Annotated in this window: 15 protein-coding genes; 6 read left to right on the top strand and 9 right to left on the bottom strand. The window is 63.6% G+C overall.

Annotated features, from left to right (window positions below; all coding sequences use genetic code 11):
- Positions 1 to 35: 35 nt before the first annotated feature.
- From KTJ89_RS12420 to KTJ89_RS12410, 3 genes are read left to right on the top strand one after another with little or no spacing between them, the layout of a single operon-like run.
- Positions 36 to 1,529, top strand: a complete 1,494-nt coding sequence (locus KTJ89_RS12420) for a SpaA isopeptide-forming pilin-related protein (protein WP_374990282.1) — start codon at positions 36 to 38, stop codon at positions 1,527 to 1,529.
- A gap of 10 nt (positions 1,530 to 1,539) precedes the next feature.
- Complete coding sequence (locus tag KTJ89_RS12415) at positions 1,540 to 2,922, top strand: SpaH/EbpB family LPXTG-anchored major pilin (protein ID WP_259357948.1); 1,383 nt, start codon at positions 1,540 to 1,542, stop codon at positions 2,920 to 2,922.
- Complete coding sequence (locus KTJ89_RS12410) at positions 2,919 to 3,938, top strand: class C sortase (RefSeq protein ID WP_259357947.1); 1,020 nt, start codon at positions 2,919 to 2,921, stop codon at positions 3,936 to 3,938. The genes KTJ89_RS12415 and KTJ89_RS12410 overlap by 4 nt, the downstream gene beginning before the upstream one ends.
- On the opposite strand, the gene KTJ89_RS12405 is transcribed toward KTJ89_RS12410, so the two are convergent.
- Entirely contained in the window at positions 3,910 to 6,588 is a 2,679-nt protein-coding gene (locus tag KTJ89_RS12405) for a helix-turn-helix transcriptional regulator (RefSeq protein WP_259357946.1), read from the bottom strand. The two genes, KTJ89_RS12410 and KTJ89_RS12405, sit on opposite strands and share 29 nt — an antisense overlap.
- Positions 6,589 to 7,169: 581 nt before the next feature.
- On the opposite strand from KTJ89_RS12405, the gene KTJ89_RS12400 reads away from it, so the two are divergent.
- The gene (locus tag KTJ89_RS12400; RefSeq protein WP_259357945.1) at positions 7,170 to 9,815 is read left to right on the top strand and encodes a fibronectin-binding protein FnbA; all 2,646 of its coding nucleotides are present in this window, start codon (positions 7,170 to 7,172) and stop codon (positions 9,813 to 9,815) included.
- Positions 9,816 to 9,909: 94 nt separating this feature from the next.
- Here the strand turns inward: KTJ89_RS12400 and KTJ89_RS12395 are convergent, their stop codons facing one another.
- From KTJ89_RS12395 to KTJ89_RS12380, 4 genes are all read right to left on the bottom strand, one after another.
- Positions 9,910 to 10,566 carry a response regulator gene (locus KTJ89_RS12395; RefSeq protein ID WP_259357944.1) on the bottom strand — a complete coding sequence of 219 codons (657 nt, stop codon included), beginning with the start codon at positions 10,564 to 10,566 and terminating at the stop codon, positions 9,910 to 9,912.
- Positions 10,563 to 11,987, bottom strand: coding sequence for a sensor histidine kinase (locus tag KTJ89_RS12390; RefSeq protein WP_259357943.1), 1,425 nt, complete (start codon positions 11,985 to 11,987; stop codon positions 10,563 to 10,565). Before KTJ89_RS12390 ends, KTJ89_RS12395 begins: the two co-directional genes overlap by 4 nt.
- Positions 11,988 to 12,111: 124 nt before the next feature.
- Entirely contained in the window at positions 12,112 to 13,242 is a 1,131-nt protein-coding gene (locus KTJ89_RS12385; RefSeq protein WP_259357942.1) for a serine hydrolase domain-containing protein, read from the bottom strand.
- An 11-nt stretch (positions 13,243 to 13,253) separates the two neighbouring features.
- Positions 13,254 to 13,742, bottom strand: coding sequence for a hypothetical protein (locus tag KTJ89_RS12380; protein WP_259357941.1), 489 nt, complete (start codon positions 13,740 to 13,742; stop codon positions 13,254 to 13,256).
- Positions 13,743 to 13,965: 223 nt separating this feature from the next.
- Here KTJ89_RS12380 and KTJ89_RS12375 point away from each other — a divergent pair, with 223 nt between their 5' ends.
- Positions 13,966 to 14,619 (top strand): TetR/AcrR family transcriptional regulator C-terminal domain-containing protein, encoded by a 654-nt coding sequence (locus tag KTJ89_RS12375; protein WP_259357940.1) that lies wholly within the window; start codon positions 13,966 to 13,968, stop codon positions 14,617 to 14,619.
- 8 nt (positions 14,620 to 14,627) lie between these two features.
- Here KTJ89_RS12375 and KTJ89_RS12370 read toward each other — a convergent pair whose 3' ends face one another.
- Positions 14,628 to 15,056: a hypothetical protein gene (locus KTJ89_RS12370; protein WP_259357939.1), complete on the bottom strand. Its 429-nt coding sequence runs from the start codon at positions 15,054 to 15,056 to the stop codon at positions 14,628 to 14,630.
- Positions 15,057 to 15,175: 119 nt separating this feature from the next.
- On the opposite strand from KTJ89_RS12370, the gene KTJ89_RS12365 reads away from it, so the two are divergent.
- Positions 15,176 to 15,904 (top strand): hypothetical protein, encoded by a 729-nt coding sequence (locus KTJ89_RS12365; protein ID WP_259357938.1) that lies wholly within the window; start codon positions 15,176 to 15,178, stop codon positions 15,902 to 15,904.
- Here KTJ89_RS12365 and KTJ89_RS12360 read toward each other — a convergent pair whose 3' ends face one another.
- From KTJ89_RS12360 to KTJ89_RS12350, 3 genes are read right to left on the bottom strand one after another with little or no spacing between them, the layout of a single operon-like run.
- Positions 15,905 to 16,492 carry a class I SAM-dependent methyltransferase gene (locus tag KTJ89_RS12360; RefSeq protein ID WP_259357937.1) on the bottom strand — a complete coding sequence of 196 codons (588 nt, stop codon included), beginning with the start codon at positions 16,490 to 16,492 and terminating at the stop codon, positions 15,905 to 15,907.
- Positions 16,493 to 16,538: 46 nt separating this feature from the next.
- Entirely contained in the window at positions 16,539 to 17,390 is an 852-nt protein-coding gene (locus tag KTJ89_RS12355) for an anti-sigma factor (protein ID WP_259357936.1), read from the bottom strand.
- Positions 17,387 to 17,962, bottom strand: a complete 576-nt coding sequence (locus tag KTJ89_RS12350) for a sigma-70 family RNA polymerase sigma factor (protein ID WP_259357935.1) — start codon at positions 17,960 to 17,962, stop codon at positions 17,387 to 17,389. The genes KTJ89_RS12355 and KTJ89_RS12350 overlap by 4 nt, the downstream gene beginning before the upstream one ends.
- Between the last annotated feature and the right edge of the window lie 238 nt (positions 17,963 to 18,200).

The raw sequence follows: 18,200 nt of genomic DNA, 5'->3' as shown, positions 1-18,200 counted from the left end.
ACCTCGCGACCTGCTCCTCACCCGCGACAGTCACTTTGCAGAAATATGTCGAAGGAGGACGATCAAAGCCGGGCGATCAGTTTTCTCTCTCGCTCAAAGAAGACGGCTCCGAATTGGGGCCGGCGACAACCACAGGCAACGCCATAAACGTCCAGGACGACAAAATCGGGCCGATCCCGTCGAAGCGTGGATTAAACCTCACGTTTGCGGAGACAGCGGGCAATTCGACGACGAATCTCAATGACTACGCCAGCACCTACTCGTGCGCCGTCGATGGCAAGGCACTTTCGGGTTCCTCCGGTACCGGAACCTCGGGCACGGTGACCATTCCCAGCACCGGTGACGCCGTGGTCTGCACGATCACCAATGCTCCGCTGACTGCCAACGTCTCCATCCACAAGGACGTCGTCGACGAGAACGGTGAGAACAAGAAACCGGGCAAGGACTGGACGGTCGGTGCGAAAGCGACAGCCACCACCGACTCGGTGACATCGAGTCCCACTACTGCCGCGCAGAAGACCGACGCGAACGGCAATGCGAAATGGGGGCTGAAGTTCTCAAAGACCACAGGTCGGGCCACCGTTGCGATCTCGGAGACCCAGCAGGATGGGTTTGAGTTCAAGAGCGGCAGCTGCGACATCACTCGAATCGACGGGTCCAAGACCACGACGAAGCTCACGAGCGAGAAGAGCACCGACCTCACCGGCATCAAGCCTGGCGACAACGTCGACTGCACATACCTCAACAAGGTCAGCGACACCGCACTGACCCTAGTGAAGAAGGTCGACAACAAGGCCGCCGCCGGCACTGCCAAGGACACCGACTGGACGCTCAAAGCCGCTGGCGATGCAGCCTCGGGCAACAAGACGATCGAAGGCAAGACAGGATCGATCGAAGTGACCAAGGCAAAGGTGAAGGCGGGCAAGTACGCTCTCTCCGAAACCGGCGCTCTGAAGGGCTACGAAGCCTCCGACTGGCTGTGCAAGCCGTCCTCCGGCTCCGGAACAGTCACCTCCGATAAGAGCTCGGTGACCTTGAAGTCCGGCGACGATGTCACCTGCACCGTCACGAACACCGCGAAGACCGGTGCCGTGACCTGGGGCAAGACCGACGAATCCGGCACCGCTCTCAAGGGTTCGGTGTGGACCCTGACCGGACCGGACGGGTCCGAGCTCACGATCGAGGACTGCGCAGCCTCCTCGGCGAGTGAATGCACCGGAGCCGACAAGGACCCGGCAACGGGCAAGCTCTCGGTCACCGGTCTCAGATGGGGCGACTACACGCTGACGGAGAAGAAAGCCCCGGCCGGATACATCCTCGACGCCACGCCTCACACGTTCACGGTCTCCGGATCCGAACTCGACAAGTCGCTCGGGTCGTACACCAACGAGCAGAAGCCCCAGGTGGCGCTGCCGCTCACGGGTGGAACCGGAAGCCAGATCTACCTCATCGGCGGAGCAGCTCTGCTCGCAGCCGCTGGTGCCATCGCACTTCTCAAGGGCCTGCGCCGCAGGAACCGGAAGCACTGAAAGGGAAACAATGAAAACTAAGAAACTGGGTCTTCTGCGGCATCTGACCGCGGTGGCCGCGATCTCCTCGCTGAGCGTGCTCGGCATGACCGGCACGGCGCAGGCCGACAGCAACGTGGGCAACATCGACACCGGTCGCTCCGGCTCGATCATCGTTCACAAGTACGACGGCGCCTACGGCACCGACGGTGGCGACGGCTCGGTGAAGACCGACACCTCGAACCTCGGCACCCCACTCGACGGCGCCGAGTTCACTGTCAAGCAGGTCACGGCCAAGGGCGGCCAGGCCATCGACCTGAAGACCCCTGAAGGCTGGGACCTCATCAGCGGGCTCAAGGCCTCCGAGGTCAAGGCCGGCGGATTCTCGCTGGGCAACGGCGTCGCGAAGACCACCGCAAACGGCGGACTCGCGACCTTCGAAGGTCTGCCGCTCGGTCTCTACCTCGTGGAAGAGACCAAGGCTCCGACGAACGCGACCTCGACCACGGATCCATTCCTCGTCACGCTGCCGCTGTCGCAGTCGAGCGGCAAATGGCTCTATGACGTCAACGTCTACCCGAAGAACTCGGTGAACAAGACGCAGCCGACGAAGGAAGTCTCCAACCCGACTGCGCCCGTCATCGGTTCGACCGTCGACTGGACGATCACCGCGCCGGTCCCGGCCGCGAACAACGGCTACAAAAAGTTCTCGATCGTCGACCAGCTCGACTCGCGCCTGGAATTCGTATCTGCCAAAGTGGCCGGTTTCACCGAAGTCACCGACTACAACATCGTCAGGGACGGTCAGACCGTGACGATCAACTTCACCAAGGTCGGACTCGGCAAGCTCACTGCCGGTCAGAAGGTCGTTTCCACCATCACCACGAAGGTCACCTCTCAGGGTGATGGCACCATCGAGAACACTGCGCTCGTCAACACCAACGATTCGACCGTCGAGACCCCGGCCGTGAGCACGAATTGGGGCTCGCTGCAGATCATCAAGCACGTCGCCGGCGACAAGGCACACACCCTCGCCGGAGCCGAGTTCGACATCTTCTCCGACAAGAACGGACAGAACAAGGTCGCCTCGGTCAAGACCGCGGCTGACGGCACTGCAACGATCACACTGTGGGTCGGCAACAACGATGACACCACGCAGAAGTACTGGGTCAAGGAGACGAAGGCTCCGACCGGCTACATCCTCGATGACTCCCTCAACGAGGTGACCGTGAAGGCCGGCGCCACCACCGCAGCCGTCAAGTACGAGTTCGCCAACACCCAGCAGGGCCACCCCGAACTGCCGCTGACCGGTGCTGACGGCAAGCTGCTCGCGATGATCGCCGGAATCGGCCTCATGCTCATCGCCGGCGGTGCAGGCGTCGTCGCAGCCAACCGCCGCAAGAACCAGGTGTGATCCACTCACCTGAGGGCAGGCATTCCACCGAGGCTGCCGTGCCGGGCACGTCCACGCGGCGTCCGTCCCCCGACGGGCGCCGCTGGCGCGTGCCGATTCTCTCCCTCGTCATCGCGCTCATCGCTCTGACCGGACTGAGCATCTGGACCTACCCGAGTGCGGCAGCGTGGTTCTCCCAGCTCGACCAGTCGAAGATCATCGGAAAATCGGCGACGACAGCCGAGGGCGACAAAGTCGAAAACGCCCGTCAGATCGCGCTCGCCCACACGTACAACCAGGCTCTCGAGTCCGGTGCGCAGTTGGAGTCGAACCACCGGCTGCCTTCGGGGAAAGGGACCTCGGCTGAGGGTGCCCCAGCGTACGAGGATGTGCTCGACGACGGTGGACCCGGAGTGATGACCCGTCTGCGGATCCCCTCCATCGATGTGGACCTGCCCGTCTACCACGGCACCGACGACGCGACCCTGCTCAAAGGGCTCGGCCACCTCGAGGGCACGAGTCTGCCTGTCGGCGGGGACGGCACCCATTCGGTCATCACCGGCCACCGAGGTCTGGCCGACGCGACCATGTTCACCAACCTCGACAAGGTGGGCAAGGGCGACCGATTCACCCTGACGACGTTCGGACAGGTGCTCAGCTACCAGGTGGTTCGCACCCAAGTAGTCGACCCGGACGAGACCGAATCTCTGGGCACGATCTCCGACCGCGACCTCGTTACGCTCGTTACCTGCACGCCCTTGGGCATCAACTCCCAACGGATCCTCGTCACCGCTGAACGCGTGTACCCGACCCCGGCCGCAGACCAGGAATCCGGGCTCGCGGAATCCGACCTGCCCGGCTTCCCTTGGTGGATCGTCATCATGGGTACGGGTCTCGTGGCAGCCGGAATCTACGTCTGGTGGTCAGGCCGTCCGGTCCGCCCGAAGGGCGAGAGGCCGAAGACCGATACCCCCGCCGAGGCGGACGCTCAGTCCCGTTCGACGAGGGTTAAGCCTTCGCGCTTCCCACGGCATTGATCCGGCCGGTGTCGCGGAGCTTGAGCAAGTGTTTCGGAATGTCGCGGCGCCGTTCGGCACCGAGCTTCGCTCGAGCCTGCAGCACATGTGACTCGACAGTGCGCACTGACAGGACCAGACGTTGACTGATCTGCACATTCGTCAGTCCCTCGGCGACGAGTCGGCACACCTCGAGCTCCCGTTCGGTCAGGGTGACGGCTGGAGCCGCAGCATCGGAGATCGCGGTGTCCTCACGTGGCTGCGGATCTTCCGGAGGCGTGGCAGCCCGCTGTCGCAGTGCGTCGAGTGCTTCGCCGGCCACACGTGCGCGGGAACTGAGACGTTGAGCGAGGAACAGAGCCCTGGACTCGGCGAAGGCGTGGCGGGCGGCACCCCGGTATCCGACGGACCGCAGTTCCAGACCGGCGGCCAGGAGCGCCTCGGCGTCCTCAGCGGCCGAGGCATCGAGATGCCGCCGCGCGGCACGCGGCCCGGGCAGATTCAGGTCGGTGGATTCGTCCGGAAGACTCTGGACCGCCTCGGCGGCGGTGATGGTGCCGTCGAGGACGCGCGCATGAGCGAACACGGTATGCATCCACGCAGGCATCGGGCCGGGATTCGACGCCCCGGGTCCCAGCAGGAAGGCGGCCAATCCATCGTGGAAGCGATAGCCCTGCGTCGGAACCGAGCCATCGCCCGACGTCGGGCGATAGTACGGCGCATTGCTGCGTTGCCACCGTCCGAGGGTGTCGCGCAATCCCCATCCCACCGCCAGCAGTGCCGGGGTGACAGTGGCTGCGACGGCCGCATAGTCCCGTGCGGCCAGATCGGTCTCTCCATCAAGCAGGCGCTGGATGCCGATGCACCAGGATGCCGTCGCATTCAGCTGCCAGCCGCTGTGGGTGGAGGCCCCGCTCGCGGCTTCCAGCAGCTTACGGGTGATGAGTTCAGATCGCTGTGGTTCGATTCCGGCCAACAGGCAATTCACCGTCGCTCCGACCATGAAGTACCAGGCCATGGTGTAGGTGAAACCCGTGGGTGACCTGGGGCTGGAGCCGGTGAGTCCGACGTAGTATTCGTAGCCTTCCTTAGCGGCTGCGATGAGTGCCTCTGCGTTGTCCGTCTTGAGGTGATACTGGCACAGAGCCGCATATGCGGCGAAGCGCAGAGCATCCGGCGCTGACTGAGAATCGGCGACCGCGCGAGCGTCATCGAGGCGGGTCATGCCACTCCCGGCGAACGAGGTGACGAGGTTCGCGATACCCGGAATGACCGGATCGACTTCGTCTCGCAGGTGATCGGTCCACCACTGAGGAAGCTCGGGTTCACCTGCGAGTGCCGCGGCCGCAGTGAAGAGCAGCTCGAGCAGAACCGGTTCGCGCTCGCAGCCCAGAGGTCCGTGCTCGACACCGGACCTGATGAGGGCGATCGCGCCAATTCGATCGCCGCTGAGGAGTCGGGCTGTGATCGTCTGTAGCTCCCATTCGAGCAACATCGGCGCATCGTTCCGGGCCACATCTTCAACCAGGTGGAGCATGATCGATGCTTCCATCGGGTCACCCAGCCGATTGAGTGTGCGCGCCGCCTTGAGTAAGAGCACTGCATCGGAGCGGTCGATCTCGCGGCCCTCACCGATGACATCACGAGCCAGACCGATCTCCGCAGCTTCACCGACCGGATAGCCGGCTTGCCACAGGATCGCGAGCCGACGATTGAATTTCTCCTCGTCCGCGGAATCGGCTTCTCCGATGAGCTGGTTGGCCATGGCACCGATGTGCAGAGGTGGGACCGCCACCGACGGCTGACCGCTGACCTCGAACTCTCGGGCCAGACGCAGGTCGATGAGGCGGGAGACAGCCGAATCCCCGAAGAGCTGTTTGGCTGTTCGGGTGGGCATGGGGCTGAGATCGCCGAGGCGGCGAGCAGCGATGAGTGTGGAATCAGGCATCCGCGGATACAGCGGAGCAAGTCGCGACAGCACCCTGGTGCCGAAGAACGGCGTATCGAAGCTGGCGTGCGGGTAATGGCGGGGAACTCGGTCGGGGTCCTCTTCTGCCCAGGCGACGAGGTCGGCCGCGACCAAGGGTCTGCCTCCGCACAGTGCCGCCAAAGTGCGCAGCTGCAGGTCATCGAGTGGAGTGGTCGCAGACAGACCCGCTACGAGTGCCATGGATTCGCTGCCGGTGAGCGGCGCCAGATCGATGCGATCGACTTCACCGGCGCTCCAGCTCATGGCGATCTGCTTGAGCACGCTGTTGCCGCCCTGATGGACCGTGCGCAGAAGATCACCATCGACGAGGTAGGCCACCGGTACTCGAGAGACGTGGAGAGCCTGGTCGATCACGTGCGCGGTGTCGTCCGTGAGCAGGTGGGCCCCGCTCATGATTCTCGGTCCCCCGGCGATCCTGTCGGCGTCGACGAACTCCGCGACCTCCTCGGTGGTGGTGTGGGCACTGATCCGCAGCAGGGACTGATCGGGGCGACCAAGAGCAACAGCCAGCGACCGTCCGAAATCCAGGGCGCCGTCGCCGGTCAGACAGACCACGATGACGGAGCGGCCGGAGCGGAGCAGGTCGAGGATCTGGTTCGATTCTCGGCTGCGCGTCGGTGCCAAATGCACAAGACGGTCGTAGGCGGGGTCGACGGGGACGAAATCGTCCGAGCTGTGCATCGGATGCTACCTTTCCGGTCGTCGCAGTGACACAGCCAAGGGGGACGAGCTGTGATGCGTCGGTTCGACCGTGAACGCAGTGGTGGGGTCAGGTGGGGGAGCGGTGGGCGACCGAATGGCCGTCCGATGACCCACATATTACTCGCGTTGTTGCCGCAGTCTCGACTGGTGGGACGCCGGGATCTCGGTACTATCGCCCGACTTCTGCGACCATGTGCCTGTTGGCTCAGATGACCGCAGGGGTGCGGTCACGGAAGCCACAATGACTGAGATTACAGAAATAGTTATGCAAATGACATATTCGTGTGAAGGCCCCGTGGTGGTGCCCCCTTTTACACTGAGTGAGGTGCATCAGCCGATACGTGGCAGATCATCGCTCCCTCCCCTCCGACTCCCTTTCTCACAGAATCGAATCCCCTGTTATGAAACGCACCCGTTCTGCGGGCGCGCCGCTCATCGTCGCGTCCTTACTGGCCCTATTTCTCGTTCTCGGAATGAGCACGACCGCTTATGCCACCAATACAGGCACGAAACTCGGTGTCGTCTCTGACGGTTGCAACGTCCATTGGAAGGCGTCGTCTGTGCTTGACACAGACCTGAAGAATGATGATCCGAACTACCCCGGACTCATGACCGATCTCGATGGCAACCCTGCTCACTTCAGCAATGGCGGATATATCGAGGAGGTCACTCCTCGCATCGGCGGCAAAGGCATCTTCGAGCTCAACCACTTCTATAACGGCAGCCAGTCCAACGACACTCAGACTCAGGTCTGGCGGCTGCCTTTCGCCACTGATAGGGCCCTGAAGAACATCAAGATCACGGTGGACCTCCCCGAAGAGCTCAACGGAGTCACCGCGATCTTCGACGCTGAATCGACGAACTCGAGGATGAAAGCCTGGGGAGGCTCGTACGCAAACTACGACTGGAAGCAGCGCGCAACAGCAAGTGACAACGGGGACGGATCGTGGACGGTCGAGGTGCCTGATCTGGGCCGACGCGAAGCCACAGTCTTCCAGTTCACTCTCCCATTCAATGTTCCGCTGAAGGAGACGGACCAGTTCGTCGCGTCTGCCGAGCTCACTGCTGAAGCCACGGGCGAAAAATGTGGTTACAACGAAGACGAGGTTCCTGAGCCGAAACCGAGCGACGGACTCGACGTCTGCCAGGTCGAATACCTCGGGCGCACGATATGGAACATCAATGACGGCGACATCACCGTGCGGGATAAGTATTACAACGGCGAGACCTCGGATAAGCAGGGCGAGATCAACGCAGACGGCTGGGGAATGCCAGTCCACCCGAAAGCCGGCGATAAACCGACGATGCGGCTCTACGGGGCGACGAAGGTGGACCTCGAGAATGTGACGACCGATGTGAGCATCGTCAGCGGTGGAAAGTTCGTCGCCGACGGGGCTCCGGCGATTGCCTCGCCAGCCCACGGGCAGCTGCAGAACAATGGCTATACGGTTCCGGTGGGTCAGGCGAGTATGTCCGTCTCTGCAGACCGTGCGACCGGAACAATCGGGTCGATGCCAGCGAACTCAAGCTATTCGTTCAACGCCACTGTGGAGCTGGACGGGACCAACCCGATCGTGCTTCTCCATCGCCTGACCGGAACTCGTCCGGGATGTGATCCGCAGCAACCGGATCCGAAGGTCTCCACCACTGAATGGACCGTCACCAATAAAGACTGTGAGTCCAGGACGGTGACCGAGTCTCGCGAAGTGACGACGACTGAGTACGTTTTCGACCCCGACACCTTGGAGTGGGTCGAGGGGGAGTCGACAACTTCGACCGAGACTCGCGACCGCGAAATGACCGCCGACGAGCTCGCCGAATGTGAGGCGGCGGACGACGATGCTGCTGCGGACTCGGATGAGGCCGACACTGCTGCTGACTCGGACGAGGCAGATACTGCCGCTGATTCGGACAAGGCCGACACTGCGGCTGATTCGAACGAGTCGGATACTGCCGCGAACTCGGACGAAGCGGACACTGCGGCAGATTCGGACGAGGCCGATACTGCTGCGGACTCTGCTCAGGCCGATACTGCTGCTGACTCGAGCGAGTCGGACACTGCAGCCGATTCGGACAAGGCCGACACCGCTGCGGACTCGGATGAAGCGGATACTGCCGCTGACTCGAATGAGTCGGACACTGCCGCTGATTCGGACAAGGCGGACACTGCCGCTGATTCGGACAAGGCGGACACCGCCGCTGACTCGAACGAGTCGGACACTGCGACGGACTCGAACGAGTCGGATACTGCTGCTGATTCGGACGAGGCCGATACTGCCGCTGACTCGAACGAGTCGGACACTGCGGCAGATTCGGACAAGGCCGACACTGCTGCGGACTCGAACGAGTCGGACACTGCGGCAGATTCGGACAAGGCCGACACTGCTGCGGACTCGAATGAGGCCGACACCGCTGCGGACTCTGCTCAAGCTGACACTGCAGCCGATTCGGACAAGGCTGACGCCGCGGCGGACTCGGATGAGGCGGACAGCGCAGCCAATTCGAATGAAGCGGATACTGCTGCTGATTCGGACAAGGCCGACACTGCCGCTGACTCGAATGAAGCGGACACTGCTGCTGACTCGAATGAGGCGGACACTGCCGCTGACTCGAATGAGTCGGATACTGCTGCTGATTCGGACAAGGCCGACGCCGCTGCGGACTCGGATGAGGCCGACACTACTGCTGACTCAAACGAAGCGGACACCGCTGCGGACTCGGATAAAGCGGATACTGCAGCTGATTCGGACAAGGCCGACACTGCTGCGGACTCGGACGAAGCGGACACTGCAGCTGATTCGGACAAGGCCGACACCGCAGCGGATTCTGCTCAGGCCGACACTGCCGCTGACTCTGCTCAAGCTGACACCGCAGCTGATTCGGACAAGGCTGACGCCGCGGCGGACTCGAGCGAGTCTGATACCGCGGCGGACACAGCAGTTGACGGCGCTGCATCCAGCGCAGCTGCGGACTCTGACGGTGCACGGGCCGACCAGGCCGCACATGCCGACGCAGGTGCTTCAGTCGGCACCGACGGTGCAAATCGCGGCAGTGAGGGAAGTGACGATGGCGGCAGCAGTGGGGGCGATCTTCCTCGCACCGGTTCCGCCGGCATTCCGCTCTACCTCGGTCTAGCTGGGGCGCTGATTCTCACTGGCGGGCTGACGGTCGTACTGATCAATCGCCGTCGGTCTGACCTTGACTGAATGATCCGGGAGGTGAGCCGCTGTTTCAGCGGCTCACCTCCAGCGTCTTTTTTGGTCTGAGTCTCTTCGGGGTCCGACGCGGGGAATCTTGTGGCTAGCCCCCGACCTTCGCGATTCCATGTTCGTAGGCCCAGATCACTGCATGGATGCGGTCACGGATTCCCAGTTTCGACAACAGGTTCGACACATGCGTCTTCACGGTCGCCTCACCGACGAAGAGCTTCCCTGCGATCTCGGAATTGCTGGCTCCGGTCGCGACCAGCCGCAGCACCTCAAGCTCACGGTCGGTGAGGTACTCGAGTTCAGGCGCGCTTGGTGCCGTCGGTTCCGGGGTCGACACGGACCGTTCGATGACTCGGCGAGTGACCTCGGGGGAGAGCAAACCGTCGCCTGCCGCCAAAGCGGTCACTGCGTCAATGAGCTGTTCAGCCTCGGCGGTTTTGAGCAGAAAACCGCTGGCACCGGCATCGAGCGCGCGGAACAGGAAGTCGTCGCGGTCGAAGGTCGTGAGCATGAGGACGGCTCCGGCGGCGCCGCGGCGGACGATCTCCTCTGTCGCCTCGAGCCCGTCCATGACCGGCATCTGCACATCCATGCAGATGACATCCGGTGACAGCTCGAGCGCCTTATCGATGGCGATCTGCCCGTTCTCAGCCTCGCCGACGACAGCGATGCCGTCCTCGCTTTCGAGGATCGTGCGGAAACCGGTGCGAACCATCGACTGGTCGTCGACGAGGAGGACGCGGATCATGTGGATGCCTTCGCTGGAGATTCGGGGGACAAGTGACCTGCGGTGCTGCGAGGGTAGGGGATCCGCGCGCGCACGATCCAGCCGCCGCGGGATTTCGGCCCTGCCTCGAGGCTGCCGCCGAGAGCATTCATACGTTCTCGCATGCCGACGATACCCAGGCCGAGCCCTTCGCTCGTGGAACGAAGTCCGGAGTCTGCCTGGACGCTGTCGGGTGCTGCTGATGCCGGCCTTCCGGCAGAACGGGCATCGCTGACCTCCACCTCGAGATCGGTGCTGCCGTAACGCAGCCGCACATCCACCTCGGCGCCGGCGCCCGCGTAGCGCGAACAGTTGGTCAGGGATTCCTGAATCACGCGGTAGATCGACATCTCGGTGATCGGAGTGAGCGGGCGAGGGGCCCCGATCGTCGTGTACTCGACAGTTTGGTCGAATCGTCGGGCCGATTCGATGAGTTCCGGAAGGTCGCCGAGGCCGGGGTTGCCTTTCGTTGATCCGGCCGTCGCGGCGTCGGCCGGTTTTTCAGCCGTTTGGCCACCGGACGCGGCTGTGGCGTCCGTGGCGGCGGTGACGTCGGCCGGCGAGTCCGTGTCGCGCAGCGTGTAGACGAGGGCACGGAGTTCGTCGACAGTCTCGCGGGTTGAGGATTCGATGACCTGGAGCGATTCCTTGGCTTTGTCGGGGTTCTTCTCGAGGCTGCGACGCGCAGCGGCGGCGTGGATGCCGACTCCGGCGATATGGTGGGCGACTCCATCGTGGAGTTCCCGCGCGATGCGCACGCGTTCGAGGTCGAGGGCTTGCCGAGTCAGCTGCTGTTCCTGCTCGCGGACTTCTTCGTTGGCCGCGCGGAGTTCCTCGAGCAGTCGACGCTGCTTCCACGCGCGGTTGCCGAAGAGCCACGCGCCGCCGAAGAAGACCGTGTTGATCAGGAAAGTCACCCCGGTAGCCGCGGCGAACTGGACGAAAGTCAGGTCGCCGAGATCCTGGAACTGCAGGGCCGCCGAGACGATGACATAGATGAGAATTGCCAGACACAGCAGACAGCGTGAGATGAAAGCTGCGCGTTGACTGTAGCGAAACGCGCCGATCGCGTAGACCGATGTGAAGAGAACGATCTGAGAGACACCGGGTTCCATCATCTGCAGGATCTGCGCGGTGACGTAGAGCGTGGTGATTAACCATGCGACGAAATTCGGGAAACGACGACGCCACAGCAGGGGAACGGTGACTGCGATTGAGAGCACGCAGACAACCCACAGCGGTGCTTTGAACTCCCAGAACCCGCTGCCCTCATAGAGGACGGCGAAGATGAGCGAGCCGACGGTGAGGGCGGCAACGAGCCAGAGGTCGGACCGGTTCGGCTTGCGAGCCGCGGCCGACAGGCGTGCCGAGGTCCGTGGTTCTCTCGTCCTGTCCTCCGTCATCCTTCCAGCTTAGACAGTGACGTGCCCGGCCGGTATCCGCCGCAGTGGGGAAATCAGATGCCGCGGCTCCGGCAGTCGGTGGAGGGATTGAGCGTGCGGGACCGGGCGGCTGCCGGTAACCGGATCAGCCCATGCTCCCTGTGACGACACGAGCCAACGCCGCGTCGATCGGATGCGGCTGCGGGCGCCCGGATTCATCGAGAGTGTTCCAGCGCTGACGATTGGTGAACACCGTCACCTGCTTGCCTGTGTCCGCCCGGGTGAATGTGAGCGCTCCTCCGCCCCACACCGAACCGTCATGTCCCCACCAGACGGTTCCGTCGTCGGATTCGCGTCGGTGCAGGCCGAGCCCGTATTCGATCGTCGTGCCCTCGAACGAGATCACCGGAACTGTGCTCTGCATCTGTTCGAGCGATTCCGGTCGAAGCAGCTGACCGTCGATGAGGAGACCGAAGAACCGATTGAGATCGGCCGTCGTCGACACCAATGAGGCGGCGGGACCCACCCACGACATGTCGCAGTCGGTGAGGTCGACCGGCGGATCGGCCATGCCGAACCACGACTCGTACAGATGAGTATGCGCAGCCGCCAGCACGGACCCGACCGGAAAGTAGGTGTCGGGGAGATCGGCAGGCTCGATGACCTCGGAGCGGATGTGCTCTTCGGCAGAAGTGCCGGTGACGGACTCGATGAGTTCGGCAAGGAGCAGATAGTTCGTGTTCGAGTATCTGCCGGGCAGGCCGCCGGGTTCGCCTGCGGGAGGAGCTCCGACGCCGATGTTGATGAGCTCTCGTCGGTCGAAGCGGGTGAACTGCTGCTCGATGAGGCTGCGCGGACTCGTCTGCGCCAGGTTCGGAAACGCCCGCAGCGAGTCATAGATGACGGGTAGGTATTCGTTGAGTCCGCTCGTGTGATTCGCGAGCATCCGCACGGTGATCGCCTCCCCGCGAGTTCCGGGTATGAGCTCGGGGAGGTAGCCGCCGATCGGAGCGTCCAGGTCGATGATCCCCTTCTCGACGAGCCGCAGCAATGTCACCGTCGTGAAGGTCTTTGCAATGCTGCCGACCCGGTGGTGGAGCTCGGGCGTCATCGGCGTCTGCGCTGCGACCTCGGCGAACCCTGCGCATTCACGCACGGTCTCTCCGTGGTCGACCACCTCGGCGATGATGCCGGGCATGCCTGCCCGGTGGGCCTCGAGTACCGCCTCGGCCAAGTCGTGTCGGGTGTGAGTCTGGGAGCTGATGGGGTGTGTCATGGTTCTTCCTTTCATGCTGTTCGTGCGCGTGGTGAGCGGTGCAGGCGTCGTGGATCGTTGTTCGCCGAGGTGGCTGCTCGGGTGAACATGAGGACGACCGCGATAAGCCCTGCCGCGCAGGGGAGGAGCCCGATCGTGCCGATGAGCGGCGGCAGTCCGGTGTCTCCCGAAGTGTCCCGGACGAGAAGGGCGAATGCCGCGACCGAGGTGCCGGTGAGAGCGAGCACCACGGCTGCCCACCGAATCCTTCGGCTGCCCCGATGTGCTCGCCAGATCGTTGCGACCCAGCCGAGGACGCCGAGCACACCGACGATCGTCAAGGACGCGGCGTAGAAGTTCACGCCTGACGTGATCTCATCCTGGGGCATCGATGGGTAGCCGCTGCGGATGTGTTCGCCGATGAGCGGCCTGCCCAGCTGTGCGCTGACGATGGCCAGTACGGTGAGTCCGAGTCCGACCCAGAGGGCGACGTAGGTCGAACGAGAATACTGCCTATTCATGATGGAGCCCTTTCTCTTGTGTTATACAGCGTAAAACGTAGTTCTCATGCTAGTTTTACGCTGTAGAGCAGGTCAATGGAGGAAAACCCGAGAGTTCGTGAGGGAGGCGGCCATGGTGAAGCGAGGTGATCGCGCAGCAGGTGCGACTTCGAGCGGCAGGCGGAGCGAGTCCGGCGCGTCGCGTACGCGGGGCCAGCATGCTGGTCTGAAGCCGGAATCGATCGTGAGGACCGCGATTGCCATTGCCGACGAAGAAGGTCTGGCCTCTGTGTCGATGCGCAGGATCGGCGCCGAACTCAAGGTCGAGGCGATGGCGCTCTACCACCATTTCCCGAACAAGGGTGCGCTGCTTGACGCCGTCGTCGAGCAGATATCGACTTCCGTGCCGCCAGTCGAAATCGCCGGATCACCGTGGGACGACGTTCTGAGGGGGTACGCCCGGTCGCAGCTGAACACTCTGTCCGAGCATCCGAACCTCGTCGATCTCGTCATGACCCGCCCGGCGGTGACCACCGGAAACCTTGCTCTGTTGGAGGCACTCGTCGACTTCCTCTGCGCCGCCGGGTTCTCAGCTCGCCGCGGGCTCGACATGATCTACACCATCCATGAGTTCGTTCTCATGCATGCCGCGCTCAATGCCGAGGTTGGAAAGGCCGCCCGCAGAGGCGTGGTGCGAGCCGAGGGTGGCGAACCGGCCGGAGGCATGAGCGGCGAGCTGCGCCAAGCGGCACATCTCGAGGGAATCTCCGAGGCGGACTTCCCGCGTCTCGCGGAGGCGGTCAGTGCGGCTTCACGTCGACCCTCAACCGCTCGATTCGAATTCGCACTCGACGTCCTCATCGCGGGATTCGCCGATGTGCCCGAAGGCGGTCGCTGAGGCGGGGGTCACAATGCTCGGCTCGTTCGGGGCTCGGCGCGTCTCCGTGTCGCCAGGCCGAGCCATAGTGCTCCCGCGGCAGGCGGAAGGAAGAAGACGAGCTTCACGGCGGGTGGGAACTCCGGCTGTGCGGCGTTGAAGATCGCCACTGCGAATCCGACGGCGATCAGCACGCCCCCGGTCCATCGCCCGGCGCGAGACTGGGACACGGTATCCGAGAAGCTGATGAGAGAGGCGAGGACTGCCACCCCGGCGGCCGCGAACAGGTAAGTCAGCGTCGATGAGGCCGCTTCGCCGAGGCTGGTTCCGGATGGGTTCGGGTATGAGTACGCGGAGGTGAGCAGGTGTGAGATCTGGTCCGCGCTGGCAATGGTCGTGATGATCGCGGCGACGGCGGCGGTCCCGCCGGCGAATGCGGCAATGCGGATGGCTTTCATTGTTCGGTCCTGTTCTGAATTTGGTTGATACATTGTGTCTCAATTGCACTCGTCACTCTATTTAGACATAATGTCTCAAGTCAAGGGTTGATGGTTCGTCGATTCATCGAAGGAGGGCGATGGCACGCACGCATCGGAGTGAGGCTGATACGCGCATCCGTGTATCCGAGGCGATCATCGACTACGTCGCCGAACATGGCGGGGGGGTGCGCCCCGAGATCCCGATGGAGGTGATCCTCGAATCAGCGCAGGTCTCTCGGGCCTCGGCCTATCGCATCTGGAGGGGCAAGGAGGCGTTCGGCGCTTTTGCGCTCGAGCAGTGCGTGAGCGGGCACGCGATGGCCACCCTCAACGCCGATCGTGCGCTCGAGCTTGCGCGGGCCGCGGAGAGTTCGACTCCCGGTCGTCTCGAGGCCGCAGCTGAGTTTCTCTGCTCGGCCGCGGACGAAGAGCTCGACATCCTCCTCGAATCAGACCGGTGGCGTGCGTTCGTCCGTTTCCAGGCGATCGCTGCCGACGATCCCACCTCTGAGGTCGGTACGCTTCTGGCGAAAATCGAATCCGAGGACATCGAGCGAATCGCTCGGATCTATGAGACGGTCGCCGCCGTCTGGGGACTCGTCCCGATTCCTGAAGGTGGCACCCGATCCATCGCCGAGGCGGTGCTCCTGCTTGCCCGCAGCTCCATCGGTCGCATCGTCTCCGGCCGCGATGAGACTTCGGCGCGAGGGATCTACGCCGAGGCGCTGAGAGGACTCATCCGAGGGTCGTTCCGTGAGGTGCCGGGCACTCGTGTGGATCTCGACGCCGCGAGAAGGCAATGGGGCGAAGGCTCTGGCGAAGCCTGATCAGTCCTTCTGAGCGACGACGACGGCCAGATCCCGGTGCTGCCAGTGCACATGGGTGGTCAGTCCTGCGTCGGCGAGCCAGGTCAGCTGCTCATCGAGCGAACTGGGGGTGTCGTCGATCCAGTCGATCGGCGTGACGACGTCCGCTGGGTCGGCGGGTACGACGAGATCACCGAGGACGAACCTCCCGCCTGTCTCGAGCACCGATGCGATGCGGGCGAAGAGGTCGGCCTTGCCGGGGCCGTCGAGGTGGTGGACGGCGAGCATGGACATGACCAGATCGAACGGCCCGACAGGCAGCGGTTCTTCCAGGCGACCCGACTGCAGTCGGGTGCGTTCGGGGTCGAGGGTCGCCTCGGCGGCGGCGAGCATCTCGGAACTCGCGTCGACGCCCAGCAGTTTCGCCTCTGGCAGGGCTTCGAGAACGCGCTGTGCGGTCAGCCCGCTGCCGATGCCCAGATCGAGGATCGACGTCGGCGCTCCTGTCGCTGCCGCAGCCGCCACTTCCGTCTGCAGACGCGGGTAGTCGGGGATCTCCTCGGCCATGAGCGCCAGATAGGTCTCCGGATCCCACTCGAAATCGGACATAACAGCTCCTTCGCCGCCGATGCCAGGAAGCCTACTCCCTACAGCTTCAGAGGTCGATGGCGACAACCGGATCCGTGGTCGGCTGCTTCGAGCCTCCCTCGGGCTCGACGGTGATGCCGAAGACGCTGCCCGAGGCGAACGTCTCGCCGGCGATGGTCACCGGATCGTCCGACATCAGACCGGCGCTTTCCGGACCGTCAGCACCAATGACCCACATCTGCATCGACTTTCCGGCCGGTGGCCGCCCGATGTCTTTCGGACTGAGGCGGATGAGCTGCTCGCTCTCGGAGGAGAGCACAGTCACGCTTCCGCCCTCCGGCATGTCTGCGGTGCTCGTCTTCAGGTCGCTGGCTTCCATGAGGCGAGCGGAGTCATCGAGCTGCTGCTGAGTCGCCGCCAAGTCCTCTTCCAAGGAATTCTGTCGCTGATTCTGCTGCCAGACGGTGGCGCCGAGTCCTGCGGCGACGACGATCGCCGCCGCAGCTGCCGCCCAGGGCAACCAGGAACTGCGGCCGGACTGCGGCTCACCTCGGCCCCCATCGCGGTTAACGGGTCGGCGTGTCTCCCGATGTTCGGTGAGCGATGTCAGTGCAGGCGGTGCATCGGTGGCGGCATCCGCAGCGACCGACGAAGTCTCAGGCTCGACAGCGGGTGAGGTCTCCGGTGCCGGTTCCTGTGCATGGCTCTCGGGGATCGACAGAATTGCCTCTTGAGTCGCCGAGCTGACCTCGACCGGTTCATCGGATTCGGCCGCGTCGGCCATCACGTCGGCATAGGCGGCGACTTCGGCGCGGAAGTCGGCGTCGGCATCGGCCAGCGCCTGAGCCTCGGTGAGTTCTGAGTCGCTGAGCCCGCCGAGGGCCAGCCCGGCAGCCAGATAGTCACGATCTGCGCTCATCGGCTTGCCTCCAACTCTTCTCGCAGCTTCTTCATTCCGTCCCTGATCCGTGACTTGATGGTACCCAGGGGCACCTGGAGATTCTCAGAGATCTGGGTGTGGGTCATGCCTTGGTAGAAGGCCATGACGATCGGTTCGGCCTGCTCATCCGGGAGGATCCGCAGAGCCGAGACGGTCCGGTCCGACTCTGCACGGGCGATGACGGTCTGCTCCACCTGGTCGCTTGCTTCGGCGGTGGTGCGGAGCCCGTCCGCGAAGTCTCTGTCCTGTTGAGCCTGGACGCTGCGCACACAGTCGATGGCTCGCCTGCGGCACAGGGTGATCAGCCATGCCCGTCCGCTGCCGCGCCCCGGGTCGAAGCCCGAACACCGGGTCCACACCTCGGTGAAGCAGTCCTGGAGGACTTCCTCGGCCAGTGTTCGGCTCTTGACGATTCGCAGGATGACGGCCATGAGGATGCGGGAGTGAGTGGTGAACAGTTCTTCGAATGCGGACCGGTCACCCTCGGCGATGCGGATCAGCAGGGCACCGCCGGGATCGGCGGAATCCGCCGGCTGGTGATCAGAACTCATTGCCCAATCATGCCATGCATGCAGAAACCGATCACACCCTTCCCAGGTGAGCGAGTCGAGCGGGGTGGGCGCAGTGGTGGGAGCGTGTGCAGCAGAGACGGTCAGTCGACGTTCGCCTGAAGCCGCACGAACCGGCGAGGAACCGAAAGCGGCCGGGAGCCGATCCTGTTGCTGCTGATCGGTTCCCGGCCACTGCATCGTGGTGTTCTCTCGCTGTGGACTCTCCGGTCACTTCTTG

Source organism: Brevibacterium sediminis, assembly GCF_024895295.1.
In the GTDB taxonomy this organism is placed as follows: Bacteria; Actinomycetota; Actinomycetes; order Actinomycetales; family Brevibacteriaceae; genus Brevibacterium; species Brevibacterium sediminis.
This window is presented reverse-complemented; position numbering and strand designations above follow the sequence as displayed.